Source organism: Microbispora sp. H10836 (assembly GCF_012999525.1).
In the GTDB taxonomy this organism is placed as follows: domain Bacteria; phylum Actinomycetota; class Actinomycetes; order Streptosporangiales; family Streptosporangiaceae; genus Microbispora.
Genome location: NZ_JABBWU010000005.1, coordinates 155,304 through 170,260, shown reverse-complemented (window position 1 = coordinate 170,260; position 14,957 = coordinate 155,304). Strand labels below are relative to the sequence as shown.

The following is a 14,957-nucleotide window of genomic DNA, read 5'->3' as shown; positions in this document are numbered from 1 at the left end:
CGCGAATCGGTGACGAACGGCGGCGGTGGGCGCGCGGCGCGTTACCGTGACCTGATGCAGCTGTACGCGCGATCCGCCGGGAGCGGCCTGCCAGTCGTCCTGCTCCACGCGTTCCCCCTGTCCTCCGCGATGTGGCTCGCCCAGCGTGAGGGACTCGCGTCCGCCTGCCGCGTGATCACTCCGGACCTGCGCGGCTTCGGCGGCACGATGCTCGGCGACGACGAGCCCTCGATCGACCTCATGGCCGACGACGTGGCCGGCCTGCTCGACCGGGAGGGCGTCGACCGTGCGGTGATCGGCGGCCTGTCCATGGGCGGCTACGTGGCGATGGCGCTGTGCCGCCGTCACCCGGACCGCGTACGCGGGCTGATCCTCGCCGGCACCAAGGCGCAGGCCGACCCCGAGCCGGCCCGGGCGAACAGGGAGCGCATCGCCGCCGCGGTCCTGGAAGGCGGCACGGACATCCTGGTGACCGAGTCGCTGCCCGCGATGGTCGGCGCGACCACCAAGGAGCGCAGGGGGATGGTCCTCGGGCGCGTGCGCGGGCTCGTCCAGGCGGCGCCGCCCGCGGCCGTCGCATGGGCCCAGCGGGCGATGGCGGCGCGGCCCGACGCGTTCGGCACGTTGCGGTCGCTGACGGTGCCCGCGCTGGTCGTCGTGGGCGACGAGGACGAGTTGTCGCCGATCCCGGACGCCCGGGCGATGGTGGAGGCCATCCCGCAGGCACGGCTCGCCGTCATCGAGAAGGCGGGCCACCTGTCCGCCATCGAGCAGCCAGAGGCGTTCAACCGGGTCGTCGCCGAGTTCGTCACGTCCCTCGGCTGACCTGTCTCGGCCGGGTCCCCTCGGCCGGTCTCAACGACATGAGAGCGGGGCCCGGCGCTTGGCGCCGGGCCCCGCTCAGACAGCCGTCCAGACCCCCGAGTGTGCCGGTGGCTACTCCTGCCACCACTCCGCGTCGTCGTCGCTCTTGGTGGAGCTGATCGGCTCGACGGCCGGCGTGGCGGGCACGGCCGGCTTCTCCGCGACCGGCGGAGCCGACAGGGCTGGCTTCGGCGGGGCCGCGGTGACGGGCGCCGGCTCCGACTCCATGCCCGGCAGCGGGGCGCCGCCGAGCAGCTGGCGGAGCTGGGCGAGGTGGCTGGTGATGCTGTCGCGCTGGCGGGTGAGCTCGTCGACCTGGCGCTGCATCGCCGTACGGGTGCGCTCGGCCTCGTTCTTGGCCTCGGTCACGATCGTGTCGGCGCTGGACTTGGCGTCGGACACCAGCTGGTCGGCGTTCTTGCGGGCGTTGGCCAGCAGCTGCTTGGCGTGGGTGTCGGCCTCGCGGCGGGTCTGCTCCGCCTGCTGCGTGGCCTTGGCGGCCCGCTGCTCGGCGGTGGCGGCGCGCTGCTCGGCCTCGGCCACCAGCTTCTGGGTGTTGGCCTGGGCGGTGGCGTGCCGCTCGGCCTCCTGGCGCTCGGCCTCCTCGCGGCGGGCGGCGAGCTGGATCTCGAACTCCGCCTCGTCCTGGGCGCGCTTGGCCTCCGACTCCTCCAGGATCCGCTGCGCCTGGGCCCGCATCTCGTCGGCCTGGCGCTTGGCGGTGGTGAGCACCTCGTCGCGCTCGCGCTTGGTCGAGGCGCGCAGCTGGGCGACCTCGCGCTCCGTCGTGGTGCGCAGCTTGGCGATCTCGCGCTCGGCGTCCGCCCGCTTCTCCGCGACCTCGTGGTCGGCGGTGGCGCGGATCTTGGCGACCTCGCGCTCGGTGGTGGCGGTCAGCTCGTCGGCCTCGCGCCTGGCCGTCGAGCGGATCTCCTCGGCGTCGCGCTCGGCGCTGCTGCGCATCTCCTCGGCCTCGCGCACCGCGAGCGCCCGCTTCTCGGCCGCCTCGTTCTCCGCCGCCGCCCGCAGGTCGGCGGCGTCCACCTTCGCGGCGGCGCGAATCTCGTTCGCCTCCGACCTGGCCGCCTGGACGAGCTCGGTGGCCTGTTCCTCCGCCAGCCTGAGCAGCTGCTCGATGCGGGCGCCGAGGCCGGAGTACGTCGGCCGCTCCTGCTCCTGCAACTGGCGCTGGGAGTCGGACAGCTCCCGCTGGAGGGCGCCGACCTGTTCCTTCGCCTGACGCAGTTCGGTGTCGAGAGTCTTCAGGTGGTCGTGGACCTGGTGCCGGTCATAACCCCGGAGCACCACGTCGAATTCGCGAGATGGAGCGTCCTCGAAGAAGTTGTTGAGCTGGGCGTCGATGTCGGACTGCATGAGGCTCGATCCTGGTTGTCGAGACGGCTACAGGGGCCGGACGGGGGGTCGTTCCGAGGCGAGGAAGCCGGTGTGGCGTCCACGTCCGGTGGTACGCCAGCGTACTCCGGTACTGCCGCGTTGGAGGCCCCGTCCGACTTTCTGCGCGACTTGTTACGTATGAACGTTTCTTGCGTTTGCCTAGCGCCTGGACGTCTCGACGAGCTCGGTGAGAACCCCTCCCACGTCCTTGGGATGCAGGAACGCGATCGAGGCTCCCATCGACCCGTGCCTGGGCCGCTCGTCGATCAGGCGCACGCCCTTCGCCCCGATCTCCTCCAGGGCCTTGGTGACGTCCGCCACGCCGTACCCGATATGATGCACGCCCTCGCCCCGCTTGGCGAGGAACCTGCCCACGGCGGTGTCGGGGTGCAGCGGTTCGAGGAGCTGGACGTACGACGCGCCCTGGTCGCCGTCGGCCACGTGCAACATGGCCTCCCGGACGCCCTGCTCCTCGTTCACCTCGCGGCTGACGACGGTCAGTCCGAAGACGGACTCGTAGAACTCGATCTTCTCTTCCAGGTTGTGGCAGGCCACGCCCACGTGGTCGATTCGCAGCAGCATCGCCGTCTCCCTTCGCCGCGCCCGCTTCCGGGCGGCCGTACTACTCCTGGGTATGGTGACACCGTCGCCCCGATCTCGTAGTGGAGGGTCCCAATGTCTGGTTCCGTCATCGTCGCCGGAGCACGCACACCGATCGGACGGCTCCTCGGCTCGCTCTCCGATCTGTCCGCCGTCGAACTGGGCGGGATCGCGATCAAGGCCGCGCTGGAGCGTGCGGGTGTCTCCCCCGACCAGGTCCAGTACGTGATCATGGGACAGGTGCTCCAGGCCGGGGCCGGTCAGATCCCCTCGCGCCAGGCGGCGGTGAAGGCCGGCATTCCCATGACCGTGCCCTCCCTCACGATCAACAAGGTGTGCCTGTCGGGCCTGGACGCGATCGCGCTGGCCGACCAGCTCATCCGCGCGGGCGAGTTCGACGTCGTCGTCGCGGGCGGCATGGAGTCGATGACCAACGCGCCGCACCTGCTGCCCGGCCTGCGCAAGGGCGTGAAGTACGGCAGCACCGGGATCGTGGACGCGACGGCCCACGACGGGCTCACCGACGCGTTCGACCAGATCGCGATGGGCGAGTCCACCGAGCACCACAACGCCAGGCTCGGCCTGACCCGGGAGGAGCAGGACGAGTTCTCCGCGCGGTCGCACCAGCGCGCCGCCGAGGCGACGGAGAAGGGCCTGTTCGACGACGAGATCGTCCCGGTGCCGCTGCCGCAGCGCAAGGGTGACCCGGTGCTGTTCTCCGCCGACGAGGGCATCCGCAAGGACACCACGGTCGAGGTTTTGTCGAAGCTGCGCCCGGCGTTCACCAAGGACGGCACCATCACGGCCGGATCGGCCTCGCAGATCTCCGACGGCGCCGTCGCCGTGGTCGTGATGTCGAAGGCCAAGGCCGAGGAGCTGGGCCTCGAATGGCTGGCCGAGATCGGCGCGCACGGCAACGTGGCCGGCCCGGACAACTCGCTCCAGTCCCAGCCCGCCAACGCCATCAAGCAGGCGCTGGCCAAGCAGGGGCTGTCCGTCGACGACCTCGACCTGCTGGAGATCAACGAGGCGTTCGCCCAGGTCGTGCTGCAGTCGGCGAAGGAGCTCGGCGTCCCGCTCGACAAGGTCAACGTCAACGGCGGCGGCATCGCGCTCGGCCACCCGATCGGCGCGTCCGGCGCCCGGATCGTGCTGACCCTGGCCCACGAGCTGAACAGGCGCGGCGGCGGCCTCGGCGCGGCCGGCCTGTGCGGCGGCGGCGGCCAAGGTGACGCGCTCATCATCCGGGTGCCCGCGCCCGGCGCCTGAGCGGAGCCGTACGTGGACGTCCGTGAGCTCGTCGGGCAGGCGCGGCGGGGACGGCCGCGCGCGGTGGCGCGGCTGATCTCGCTGGTGGAGAACGCCGTGGAGAACGCGGCCGACACCAAGGGGCATGCCGGGGGAGACCAGGCGGGAGCCGCGGCGGCGAGCCGTGCCCTGCGCGAGGCGATGGCCGAGCTGGCCACCGGCGCCGCCCGGCCGTACAGCGCCCGGGTCATCGGCCTGACCGGCTCTCCCGGAGTCGGCAAGTCGACCTCGACCGGCATGCTCATCCGGGCGTTCCGCAGGCGCGGCAGCAGGGTGGGGGTGCTGGCGGTCGACCCGTCCAGCCCGTTCACCGGCGGCGCCCTGCTCGGCGATCGCGTACGCATGCAGGACCACGCGACCGACCCCGACGTCTTCATCCGCAGCATGTCGAGCCGGGGACACCTCGGTGGGCTCGCGTGGGCCACGCCGCAGGCGCTGCGCGTGCTGGAGGCCGCCGGGTGCGACGTGATCCTCGTCGAGACGGTCGGCGTCGGGCAGGCCGAGGTGGACATCGCCCGCCTGGCCGACACGACCGTCGTCATCCTCGCTCCGGGCATGGGCGACGGCGTGCAGGCCGCCAAGGCGGGCATCCTCGAGGTCGCCGACGTCCTGGTGGTGAACAAGGCCGACCGCGACGGCGTCCAGGCGACCGTGCGGGAGCTGCGGAACATGACGGGCCTGATCGAGACGGCGTGGCGGCCCCCGATCGTCACGACCGTCGCCTCCAGGGGCGAGGGCGCCGACGACCTGCTGGCCGCGCTGGACAAGCACCAGGCATACCTGGAGGAGTCCGGCGAGGCCCGCAGGCGGCGGCTGGCCCGGGCGCGCGACGAGATCGAGGCCATCGCGCTGGCCCAGCTCCGGTCGCGCTTCGCCGTGCTCCACGGGGACCGCCTCGACGCGCTCGCCGAGCGGCTGCTCGGCGCCGAGACCGACCCCTACGCCGCCGCCGACGACCTCATCGCCGCGCTGCGCTGAGCCAACCGGCCCAAGGCCCTGCCCGTACGGCTCTCGCGTCACGGCGGCCGACGGGTCAGGGCTCGCCGGCGTACTTGACCGTGATCGTCGTGAAGCCGAGGGACTTCAGCATGCCCTCCAGCATGGCCTTGGCGTTCTGGTCCGCCCGGGAGCGCAGGTCGCTGGCGGCGGCCGCCTCCTCGATCTTGCGTTCGGCCAGCACGTAGAGCTCCTGCTGGTTCTGCGGGGACGACGACAGGAAGTCGGAGATCCGGTCGAAGATGCCCCGCTCCTGTGCGAAGACGTACGACCGCTTGTTGTCGAGGTTGGGCTTCTCCAGCTCGGCGTGCGGCAGCCGCACGGTCACGGTCGTGCGGTCGGGGGAGACCGTGAAGGCGTCCTTGGGCAGGGCGGAGAAGTCCACGTAGGCGTCCACGTTCCCGGCTCCAACGAAGAGCGTGCGGGAGCCCTTGATCGCGTCGGGCAGGAACTTCGCGTCCTTCTCCAGGTCGACGATGACCTGGAAGTTGCCGGTCGCGGCCTCGAAGCGGCTCAGGTTCTGCACCGACCGGAGCAGCGCGGGGCCGCTGCGATCGATGGTCTGCTCGCCCAGCGGGTTGAGCCAGGACCAGGTCAGCCGGGCGCCGACCACGAGCAGCAGGACCACGAACAGCAGGCCGGCGAGCATCCGCCAGCCGCGCCGGGGGCGGCGTGCGGGGGGCCCGGCGCTCGCCGTGGCGTCGGTGGCGGCGGCGCCGGAGTCGGCCGGCGCGAACGAGGGACGGGTCTGACGGTCCACGGCGGAAATCTTCCCGGTATTTCCGCCCTCTCACTCATCGCAAGATCGATTCTGCTGAGAAGCCCTGCTTCGGCCCTCCGAAACCCGTCTTTCGCCCGGGCCGTGCGCCGCCCCACCGGTCCCGCGCCGTACGCCGCGCGTCTCCGGGCGCGCTCCGGGCGCGCTCCGGGGCGGGGCCGGAGGCCGGTGCGCCCGGCTCTGCGGGTGTGCCCGACCCTTCATGTTGGGCCCGCAGCGTGCCGTCCACCTCCGCGCGCTCCGGGGCGGGGCCCGGAGTTGGTGGCGTCGGTGCCGCTCGTCGCGCGGTGTCTGCCGTCCCCACGGTGGGGCCGGCGTCATGAGGCGGGGGCCAGGAGCGCGCCGGGTACGCCGGTCACACCGGGGTCCTCCTGCGCGTCCTCCTGGAGGTCCGCCTCGCGGGCGCCGGTGGCGTCCCCCGTGGCGGGCCGGGCACGGTCGGTGCGTCCGCCGTCGTGCACGGGACGCCGGTCCTTCCCCGCACCCCCGGGGGCGCCACCAGAGGCATGGCCGGAGGCGCCGCCGTGACCGGGGAGGCGCTCCGGCCGGGCGCGCCGCCCGCCCCGCCCGTCGTCCGCGCCCTGGCCGCCGTTTCCCCGAGGTCCTCCCGTCCGGCCGAGGCCGCCCTGCCCCGACGGCCGCCCGCGGTCCGGGGCGTTCTCCCGGCCCTGCGTCCCTCCCTGACCTCCTCCCTGCGCCGTCGGGCCGCCGGGCTGGAGGCGGCCGGGCATGCTCGGGACGGGTGACGGGCTCGCGCCGGGCTCGCCCGGCCGATAGGGGGGCGGCGTGTCCCCGGGCCTGCCGGTCCTTCCGGGCCGCCAGGGGTGCGGCGACCGGCCGCGGCCGCGGGACCAGGGGTCGTCTCTCCGGGCGCCTTCGCCGCCCGGCATGTCCCACGACCCCGGACCACCCTGGCCCGTCGAACCCCGGCCCGTCGAACCCTGGCCCGTCGGACCCTGGCCCGCGGGGCTCGCGGTGGGAGGAGACGGCCACGCGGGAACGGACGGGCTCGGGCCGGTCCACCCCATACCGGTTCCGCCGGCGCCCGGGTCCGCGCCGCGCTCCCAGCCGGGCTCCGGGTCGACCGGCACGCCGGTGGCGACGGCCGTACCCGGATAGGTCGGCTCGACCGGATAGTTCGGCGCGTACGCGGGGGTGGGGCTCGCCGGATAGGCCGTCGCCACGGGGCCGGCGGGCCGGGAGCCGCCGCCGAAGTGCTTGGCCTGCAGCCCGCAGGAGACGAAGTCGGAGTAGAACATGCGCAGCCAGTCGTGCCGCTGGGCCTCGGTCAGCTCGGAGAACCAGACGGAGGCCTGGTGGTGCTCGCGCAGCGGTCCGCCGGGCAGCGAGGTGCCCCGCAGCCAGGCGACGACGATGCCCCGGTAGCCCGCGGCCACGGTTCCCGGGCACGGGCGGGCCAGGCGGTCGAGGAACTCGACGGCCGCCCGCTGGGCGTACCCGGACCCGAGGTCGTCGATGTGGACGACGACCACCTCCGGCCCTGCCGGGTCCTCCTCGCCGTACGCCCGCTGCTCCACCCGGCGGAAGGCGGCCGGTGTCCCGTTCAGGCGCATCGCGAGCGCGGTGAACACGGTGGCGAGCTCGGCCAGGCCCCCGCGCAGCGCCGGATGCACGCACACGCTGATCGGCCATTCCTGACACACCAGGCGTTCGCTCACGGGCATCGTCCGCGGCACGGTGACGAGCCGGGCCGCGCCGGTCCCCGCGGCCAGGACGGCGATCACCGCGGCGGCCAGCGCCAGCGTCCGCCGGGTCACCAGGGCCACCCAGCCGAGGAGCAGCGCGGTGCTGAGGCCCAGCAGCCAGAGCGTCTGGTCCGTGTACGCGGTCTCGCTGACGCCCGCGATCAGGTCGTACGGCTCACCCGTGGCGGGGGTGAGCCGGTCGGCCCAGTTGGGCCCGGTGGCCAGCCAGGTGAACAGCCCGTAGGTGCCGGCGCCCGCGATCAGCGGGACGACGACGACCGGCACGAGCCAGCCCAGGATCCAGCCGACCACGACGTACAGCCCCAGCCCGGCGACGGACATCGCGAGACCGCCGGGCAGCAGCGGCCCGCCCTGCCCGGTCAGCGCGGCGCGCAGCCCGAGCAGCAGCACGGTCGCCCCGAAGGAGCCGGTGACGACCGCGATGATCGACAGCGGCGCCCGTGCGGCCCGCCACGGCGTCAGGACGCGGCCCCGCTCGGCGCGGCGCCTGCGGAACGCGACCCAGGCCGCGAACGCGGCTCCGAGCGGTCCCGTCAGGCGCAGCGAGCCGATGACGGCCGCCACTATGTCATCCCAGTCCATGAAACCGGGAATGAGGACGCTCCACGCGGCGACGAGCGCCAGCACGAGCAGCACGGTCGCCGCGACCAGCGCGCCGTGTCTCAGCTCACCGCGTGAACCGCCCCTATGCTCACCCACAGTAGGGCGCGGCCCATGGCCACGCCGCCGAAGTCCGGCGCGCATGCGGCGCCGGGACAGCGATGCTGTCCATTGAGAATCTCCCCCGTGTCTGTGTGAGCGGTGCGCGAACCGACGCCGTTCCCCGTGGCGCTGGTTCGCCGGCCGGCATCGCCTCGCCCGCCGTCGGACGCGTCCCCGCGGACCCCCCTTGCCCCGGCGGGACCACCCCGGATACCCGGGGCGGCCGCGCGAGGCAAGCTCCGCGAGACGTCCTCTAGCAGACGGGGTTCCCCGTGCCGCCGGGTTTGCCGCCGCCTCACCTTTCGACGTGGCAACCATAACGGAGCGTGACCCTGACGGGGGGAGTTCTGGGGTCAAGGAATGAATCCGGTTACGCTCGGTGCGCCGGTAGATCTTGGTCGGCGTCGCGCTACCGTATATCGCTGTGTCCGTTCCGCCCAGCTCAGAGCCGCCGCCCACGGGTGGCCCCCGGCCGCTCAAGCTCCCGTTCGACCCGATCGAGCGGGCGGCCGAGACCTGGCGTTCGACGTTCGGGCCGTCGTCCGCCATGGCCGCCGTCACTTCGATCATGAGAGCCCATCAGATCCTGCTGGCGCAACTGGACACGCTGCTCAAGCCGTACGACCTGACCTTCGCCAGGTATGAGGCCCTCGTGCTGCTCACGTTCAGCCGGGCCGGATCGCTGCCGCTGTCGAAGATCGGCGAGCGGCTGATGGTGCACCCGACGAGCGTGACCAACACGGTGGACCGCCTCGAACGGGCCGGCCTGGTCCGCCGCATGCGCAACCCGCGGGACGGCCGCGGCGTGCTCGCCGAGATCACCGGCGAGGGCCGGGACATCGTACGGCGGGCCACGGCCGACCTGATGAACGCGGGTTTCTGCATGGGCATGTACGACGACGCCGAGCTCGGCGAGATGTTCGGCCTGCTCAGGACCCTGCGCGTCGCCGCGGGGGACTTCAGCCCCTGACGCGGTCCTTCGCCAGCATCGTGAACGAGCCCCGGACGAGGGCCAGCAGTTCGGGCGCGGCCGCGTTCTCGTCCAGTGCGGAGCGGCGGTCGCTCGTGAGCGCGGTCACCACGTATGTCCTGCCCGCGGCGTCACGGGCGAGGAAGCCCATGGAGAGCACACCGGGCTCGGATCCGCCCTTGTACCAGACGGTGGGCCAGGCCTTGGCGTCGAGCCCCAGCCCGGCGTCGTTGGCCGACATGGCCTCGTCGAGGGGCGGCGTGTTCAGCGCGGACAGGCCCGCGAAGGCCCGGCAGACGTCGCCGGGCGAGGCGAACCACTCCAGCCTGTCGATGTCCCGGGGCTTGTTCCACACCTTCACCTCGGTCAGGGGCGTGCGGGCGACGGTGGTGGCCAGATAGCGGTACCGCCGGGAACGGTCGAGCGACAGGTAGTTCTTCGCGAGGCGGGGGTAGTCCGCGCCCTTGAGAAGGAAGAGCTCCCTGGTCGTGAGGAACGGCCGGTTCAGCGCCGCGTGACGGGACCACTTGCTCATCTGGGTCTCCACCCTCGCGCGGCCGGCCTTGTCGATCAGCAGGTCGGCGCCCGTGTTGTCGCTGATCGAGATCATCAGCTTGGCCGCCTCCCGTACGGAGACCGTGCTGTTGTCGGGACGGTCCTGCAGTATGCCGCTGGGCAGGCTCTTCAAGCCGGGCCGGATGGTCAGGGGCGTGTCCCAGGAGAACCGGCCCTTCTTGATCTGCTCGGCCGTCGCGCCCAGCACGTAAAGCTTGAACATGGACCCGAGCGGCCGGGGGGTGTCCGGCGCGACGGTGTGCACGGGACGGCAGGCGCCGTTCCCGCGGACCTCGGCCGCCAGGAACCCCACCCGGGGCGCGAGCGCACGCAGCCGCTTGTCCAGTTCGGCCCAGCTGCGCGGCGCCGGACGCTGCTCCTGCTGGAACAGGAGGGCGGCGATCCTCCCGTCGCCGTCGACGGCCATGGAGATCTGGAGACGTCCCTGGCCGGTCGTGACCATCCCGGACAGGGTAGTGGGCGTGACGTCGGCCAGCGACTCGAGCCGCAGGCCGCCCAGGCTCTTCAGGACCTCGTTCAGCTGGGCCGGGGAAACCTGTGCGAGGAAGCCGGCGCTGAAGTGCGCCCTGATCTGGTCCTCGGGGATCGGGAGGGCCGCGGCCGCCGTCAGGAACCAGCGAAGCTGCTCGCCCACCGGCGAATCCGGGATGTCCGGCGTGCCGGTGGGAGCGGGGGTGGGCGCCGCCGTGGCGGGCGCCGCACCGGCGCCGACGGCAGCGGGAGCCGCGGCTGCGGCGGTGGCGGCCACGGCGAGCGCCAGTGCCGCGCTCATGAGGGGAATCGCCAACCTGCACAGTGAACTGGTGCGCATCGATCTCGGCGCGATCGGCACGAGAGAGCTCCTTCGCGGTAGGAAGTGCGGCGTCCGGGTGCGGGCCGTCGGCGGTTCGCCGCGGCGGTGGGCGTTCACGTGATCTCACGTTAACGATCACTGCGCGGTCGCGACACCCGGCGGGCCCCCGGGCCGTCGAGGGGCGGTGTTCGGGCCTGCCGGTCGCGACCACCGTTACGGCCGACCCGGCCCTGCGCACCCGCAGGTTCCCGGACGAGATCGAGGGAGCGACGTATCTCGTGGTCAGCGAGGCGATAGCCGACGCGCTCAAGCACGCCGGCGCGTCGCGGGTAGAGGGCAGCTGGGGCTGGAGGCCAGTCCGGACATCCGCCGGGTCGCCGCGGTCTTGCCTGTCTCGGCGGTTCCTGATCCGCGCCGCCCGGGTGGGCCGGTGGCGCACCACCGCATGGGGTGCGCCACCGGCCCAGGGTAGGCGCACGGGTGCGCCTCCGGTCAGCTCGGCTCAGCGGCCGACGGCGCGCAGGGCGTCGACGATGCCCCTGCCGTAGAAGCCGTTGTTGTCGGCGGCGCCCTCACAGGTGTGCGTGGCGGTCACCGTGCGCCCGTCCGGCAGATGGCGGGTGTAGGTGTAGGCGGGCGGGTTCGGGCAGGCCGTCCTGGTGGCCGTGCCCTTGAGGATCGCCTCCACCTTGTCCGGGTTCATCGTCAGTCCGCCGCGGACGCGGTCGCGCTGGCCGTACCGGCTGACGATCAGCGCCGCGACGCCGGCCGCGCGCGGCGAGGCCATCGAGGTGCCCTGCAGGTACTGGTAGTAGGCGCAGACCGAGCCCTTGCAGTCCTTCACGACGTACGGCACCGTCGGGTCGCCGTTCTCGTCGATCTCGCCGTTGGCGACGGCGAGCGCCTTGGGGTAGGCCGAGAGCGTGGCCTTGGTGATGTCCCTCGTGTCGCCGGGCGTGTCGTACACGTCGCCGCCGGGTGAGGCCACGTCGACGTAGCCGTTGCCGTAGCTCGAGTAGTAGGCCTTCCGCTTGCTGACGCCGGTCGAGGAGACCGAGATCACGTGCTCGGCCTCACCGGGGAGGGAGACGCAGGACGGGGGGATGGTCCGGGTCCGTTCCGTCTGCTGGCCGGGGAAGGTGGCGTAGTCGGGGCTGCCGGAGTCGACGTTCGTCTTGGTGTAGTCGATCGCCTCGTTGCCGGCCGCGCTGACGAGCGTCACGCCGTGCGCGTGCGCGTAGTCGATCGCCCGCTGGGTGGCGGCGATGTACAGCCGCTGCTGGGCCTGCTCCTCCGGGCTGTCGGCCGGGTTGTCCGTGCAGTTGAACAGCCACGGGTCGATGTAGTAGCTCATGTTGACCACGTCGACGCCGATGTCGCCGGCGTAGGTGAGGGCGTCGACGGTGGGCTGGAGGAAGAAGTAGCCCGAGTCCTGGCCGGCCCGCAGGTTCACGATGGTCACCTTGGGCGCGACGCCCGAAACGCCCAGCCTGTTGATGGGCGAGGCGATCGACGAGGCGACGTGGGTGCCGTGGCCGTCCTCGTCCACGTCGTTCGGGTCGGTGCAGGAGCCGTCGGGGTCGTCCTCGCACTTGCCGTCGATCACGTTGCCGTTGGCGTCCGCCGGCAGGTCGACGGTGAAGTTGCGGCTCAGCCGCCGGTCGAAGTTCGGCGCGATGTCGGGGTGCGAGCCGTCGACGCCGGTGTCGAGGATGCCGACGAGCACGCCCTTGTCACCCTGCTCGAACCTGTGGGCCTCGTCCGCGTGGATTTGCTTCATGTCCCACTGCAGGTCGGCGAGCGGTTCGTCCTTGACGTTGCGGCCCCACTTCGCGGCCGGGGCGCCGACCCGGCCCTCCTTCTCCACCGCCTTGCTCTTGGCCGCCTGCGTCACGGCCTTCCTCGCGGCGGCGGACGCCTTCGCGTCGTCCGGCGCGCTGCCTATCACCCGGTTGCGGGCGACGCCTTCGATGGCCGCGACGCCGTTCAGGGCGCCCGCGAAGTCGGCGTTGGTGGTGCTGACCGTGGCCAGCCCGACCTCGGCGTTCACCTTGATCACGCTGCCGCCCGCCGCTTCGATCGCCTTCTGGGCGTCCGCGGCGGCCGCGCCTTCCTTGTACAGAACCACGTATTCGGTCTGGGTCGCCGACCCGGCGGCCGCGGGTACGGCCTGCGCGGGTGTGGTGAGGGTTGCCGCCACCATCGCCGCGGTCGCGGCGACGACTGTCAAGCGCTTCACATCCACCTCCATGTGGACTTCAAGGGCGCTGACCATGGTTGAAGATTTCTCGGTCCTGTCAAAGGTCCGTGAGAATTCGCGACCAACGTGTGACATGACTGCCGGGGAGGCGGGCGATCAGTGGGGACCGGTGCTGGCCGGATTTAGTAGGACGTCCTAGTATCTTCTCGGAGAGTGAGACACGGGGAGGGACGCATGGAGCCGGACGCGACGAGCGCCGAGTCGATCGAGGCGGGCAGGGCCCGGTGGCAGGCGCGGTACGACGCCGCCTTCAAGCGGGACCGCGAGTTCCGCACCCTGTCGGGAGTCGACCTGGATCCCGTGTACGGGCCGTCCGGGGACGACCCCCGGTTCGGGCGCATCGGCTGGCCGGGCGAGTTCCCCTTCACCCGCGGCCTGTACGCCACCGGCTACCGCGGCCGGCCCTGGACCATCCGCCAGTTCGCCGGGTTCGGCAACGCCAGGCAGACCAACGAGCGCTACAAGATGATCCTCGGCGCCGGAGGCGGCGGTCTGTCGGTGGCGTTCGACATGCCGACGCTGATGGGCCGCGACTCCGACGATGCCCGCTCGCTCGGCGAGGTGGGCCACTGCGGCGTGGCGATCGACTCGGCCCTCGACATGGACCTGCTGTTCGACGGCATCCCGCTCGGCGACGTCACCACGTCCATGACCATCAGCGGGCCCGCCGTACCGATCTTCTGCATGTACGTGGTCGCGGCCGAGCGGCAGGGCGTGCCGGTCGGGAAGCTGAACGGCACCCTCCAGACGGACATCTTCAAGGAGTACATCGCGCAGAAGGAGTGGCTGTTCGCCCCCGAGCCGCACCTGCGGCTGATCGGCGACCTCATGGAGTTCTGCGCCGCCGAGATTCCCGCGTACAAGCCGCTGTCGGTGTCGGGGTACCACATCCGCGAGGCCGGGGCCACGGCCGCGCAGGAGCTGGCCTTCACGCTCGCGGACGGTTTCGGCTACGTCGAGCTGGGCCTGTCGCGCGGGCTCGACGTGGACGTCTTCGCGCCGGGCCTGTCGTTCTTCTTCGACGCCCACATCGACTTCTTCGAGGAGATCGCGAAGTTCCGTGCCGCCCGGCGGATCTGGGCCCGCTGGATGCGCGACGTGTACGGCGCCCGCACGGAGAAGGCGCAGTGGCTGCGCTTCCACACCCAGACGGCCGGGGTGTCGCTGACCGCGCAACAGCCGGACAACAACATCGTCCGCACCGCGATCGAGGCGCTGGCGGCCGTGCTCGGCGGCACGAACTCGCTGCACACCAACGCGCTGGACGAGGTGCTCGCGCTGCCGTCGGAGAAGGCCGCCGAGATCGCACTGCGCACCCAGCAGGTGATCATGGAGGAGACGGAGGTCGTCAACGTCGTCGACCCGCTCGGCGGCTCCTGGTACGTCGAGGCGCTGACCGACCGGCTGGAGGCCGAAGCGGAGAAGATCTTCGCGAGGATCCGTGAGATGGGCGGCGACGGCACGATGACCGCCGGCATCCTGCGGGGCATCGAGGACGGCTGGTTCATGTCGGAGATCGCCGAGTCGGCCTTCGACTACCAGCGCAAGCTGGAGAAAGGCGACAAGCGGATCGTCGGCGTGAACTGCCACACCGCGACAGTGGAGGAGCCGCTGGAGATCCTGCGGATCAGCCACGAGGTCGAGGTCGAGCAGCGCAGGGTGCTGGCCGGGCGGCGCGCCGCGCGGGACCAGAAGGCCGTTGACGCGGCGCTGGCCGCCCTGCGGGCCGCGTCCAAGGGCGACGACAACATGATCCCGCCCATGCTGGAGGCCGTACGCGCCGAGGCCACGCTGGGCGAGATCTGCGACGTCCTGCGCGAGGAGTGGGGCACCTACGCCGAGCCCGCCGCTTTCTGAGTCTCCGCGCCGCCGCGCCGACTCTCGTCGGCGCGGCGGTGCCCTCTCCCTGCGCAAGGCCCAAGCCACGAGTCCGGCTCGACATGTCGGCTCGGCATCATCCGGTGACATGCGCGTCGGCGTCTGACTGC

The 14,957-nt window shown here is 72.3% G+C and carries 12 protein-coding genes; 6 read left to right on the top strand and 6 right to left on the bottom strand.

The genetic code is table 11. The features are described from left to right. The first annotated feature begins 54 nt into the window (after positions 1-54). Positions 55-825, top strand: coding sequence for an alpha/beta fold hydrolase (locus HHX30_RS12225; protein ID WP_169982013.1), 771 nt, complete (start codon positions 55-57; stop codon positions 823-825). Between the two features lie 111 nt (positions 826-936). On the opposite strand, the gene HHX30_RS12220 is transcribed toward HHX30_RS12225, so the two are convergent. Both HHX30_RS12220 and mce read right to left on the bottom strand, forming a co-directional pair. Beyond that, positions 937-2,238, bottom strand: a complete 1,302-nt coding sequence (locus HHX30_RS12220) for a DivIVA domain-containing protein (RefSeq protein WP_169982012.1) — start codon at positions 2,236-2,238, stop codon at positions 937-939. Positions 2,239-2,418: 180 nt separating this feature from the next. Next, the gene (gene mce, locus HHX30_RS12215) at positions 2,419-2,841 is read right to left on the bottom strand and encodes a methylmalonyl-CoA epimerase (RefSeq protein ID WP_139575889.1); all 423 of its coding nucleotides are present in this window, start codon (positions 2,839-2,841) and stop codon (positions 2,419-2,421) included. 93 nt (positions 2,842-2,934) lie between these two features. On the opposite strand from mce, the gene HHX30_RS12210 reads away from it, so the two are divergent. Together HHX30_RS12210 and meaB are read left to right on the top strand one after the other, a co-directional pair. Further along, positions 2,935-4,128, top strand: a complete 1,194-nt coding sequence (locus HHX30_RS12210) for an acetyl-CoA C-acetyltransferase (protein ID WP_169982011.1) — start codon at positions 2,935-2,937, stop codon at positions 4,126-4,128. Between the two features lie 12 nt (positions 4,129-4,140). Beyond that, positions 4,141-5,145 carry a methylmalonyl Co-A mutase-associated GTPase MeaB gene (gene meaB / locus HHX30_RS12205; protein ID WP_169982010.1) on the top strand — a complete coding sequence of 335 codons (1,005 nt, stop codon included), beginning with the start codon at positions 4,141-4,143 and terminating at the stop codon, positions 5,143-5,145. A 55-nt stretch (positions 5,146-5,200) separates the two neighbouring features. On the opposite strand, the gene HHX30_RS12200 is transcribed toward meaB, so the two are convergent. Together HHX30_RS12200 and HHX30_RS12195 are read right to left on the bottom strand one after the other, a co-directional pair. Continuing rightward, positions 5,201-5,923 carry a DUF4230 domain-containing protein gene (locus tag HHX30_RS12200; RefSeq protein ID WP_311922337.1) on the bottom strand — a complete coding sequence of 241 codons (723 nt, stop codon included), beginning with the start codon at positions 5,921-5,923 and terminating at the stop codon, positions 5,201-5,203. A 335-nt stretch (positions 5,924-6,258) separates the two neighbouring features. After that, on the bottom strand, positions 6,259-8,367 hold the full coding sequence (locus tag HHX30_RS12195) for a hypothetical protein (RefSeq protein WP_169982009.1): 2,109 nt from the start codon (positions 8,365-8,367) through the stop codon (positions 6,259-6,261). Between the two features lie 427 nt (positions 8,368-8,794). On the opposite strand from HHX30_RS12195, the gene HHX30_RS12190 reads away from it, so the two are divergent. Beyond that, positions 8,795-9,340: a MarR family transcriptional regulator gene (locus HHX30_RS12190; protein ID WP_169982008.1), complete on the top strand. Its 546-nt coding sequence runs from the start codon at positions 8,795-8,797 to the stop codon at positions 9,338-9,340. On the opposite strand, the gene HHX30_RS12185 is transcribed toward HHX30_RS12190, so the two are convergent. Further along, positions 9,330-10,688, bottom strand: a complete 1,359-nt coding sequence (locus HHX30_RS12185) for a serine hydrolase (protein WP_169982007.1) — start codon at positions 10,686-10,688, stop codon at positions 9,330-9,332. The genes HHX30_RS12190 and HHX30_RS12185 overlap by 11 nt on opposite strands. On the opposite strand from HHX30_RS12185, the gene HHX30_RS12180 reads away from it, so the two are divergent. After that, positions 10,687-10,830, top strand: a complete 144-nt coding sequence (locus HHX30_RS12180; protein ID WP_169982006.1) for a hypothetical protein — start codon at positions 10,687-10,689, stop codon at positions 10,828-10,830. The two genes, HHX30_RS12185 and HHX30_RS12180, sit on opposite strands and share 2 nt — an antisense overlap. A gap of 381 nt (positions 10,831-11,211) precedes the next feature. Here HHX30_RS12180 and HHX30_RS12175 read toward each other — a convergent pair whose 3' ends face one another. Further along, complete coding sequence (locus HHX30_RS12175) at positions 11,212-12,948, bottom strand: S8 family serine peptidase (RefSeq protein WP_311922336.1); 1,737 nt, start codon at positions 12,946-12,948, stop codon at positions 11,212-11,214. A 195-nt stretch (positions 12,949-13,143) separates the two neighbouring features. On the opposite strand from HHX30_RS12175, the gene HHX30_RS12170 reads away from it, so the two are divergent. Continuing rightward, on the top strand, positions 13,144-14,826 hold the full coding sequence (locus HHX30_RS12170; protein ID WP_169982005.1) for a methylmalonyl-CoA mutase: 1,683 nt from the start codon (positions 13,144-13,146) through the stop codon (positions 14,824-14,826). Positions 14,827-14,957: the final 131 nt, after the last annotated feature.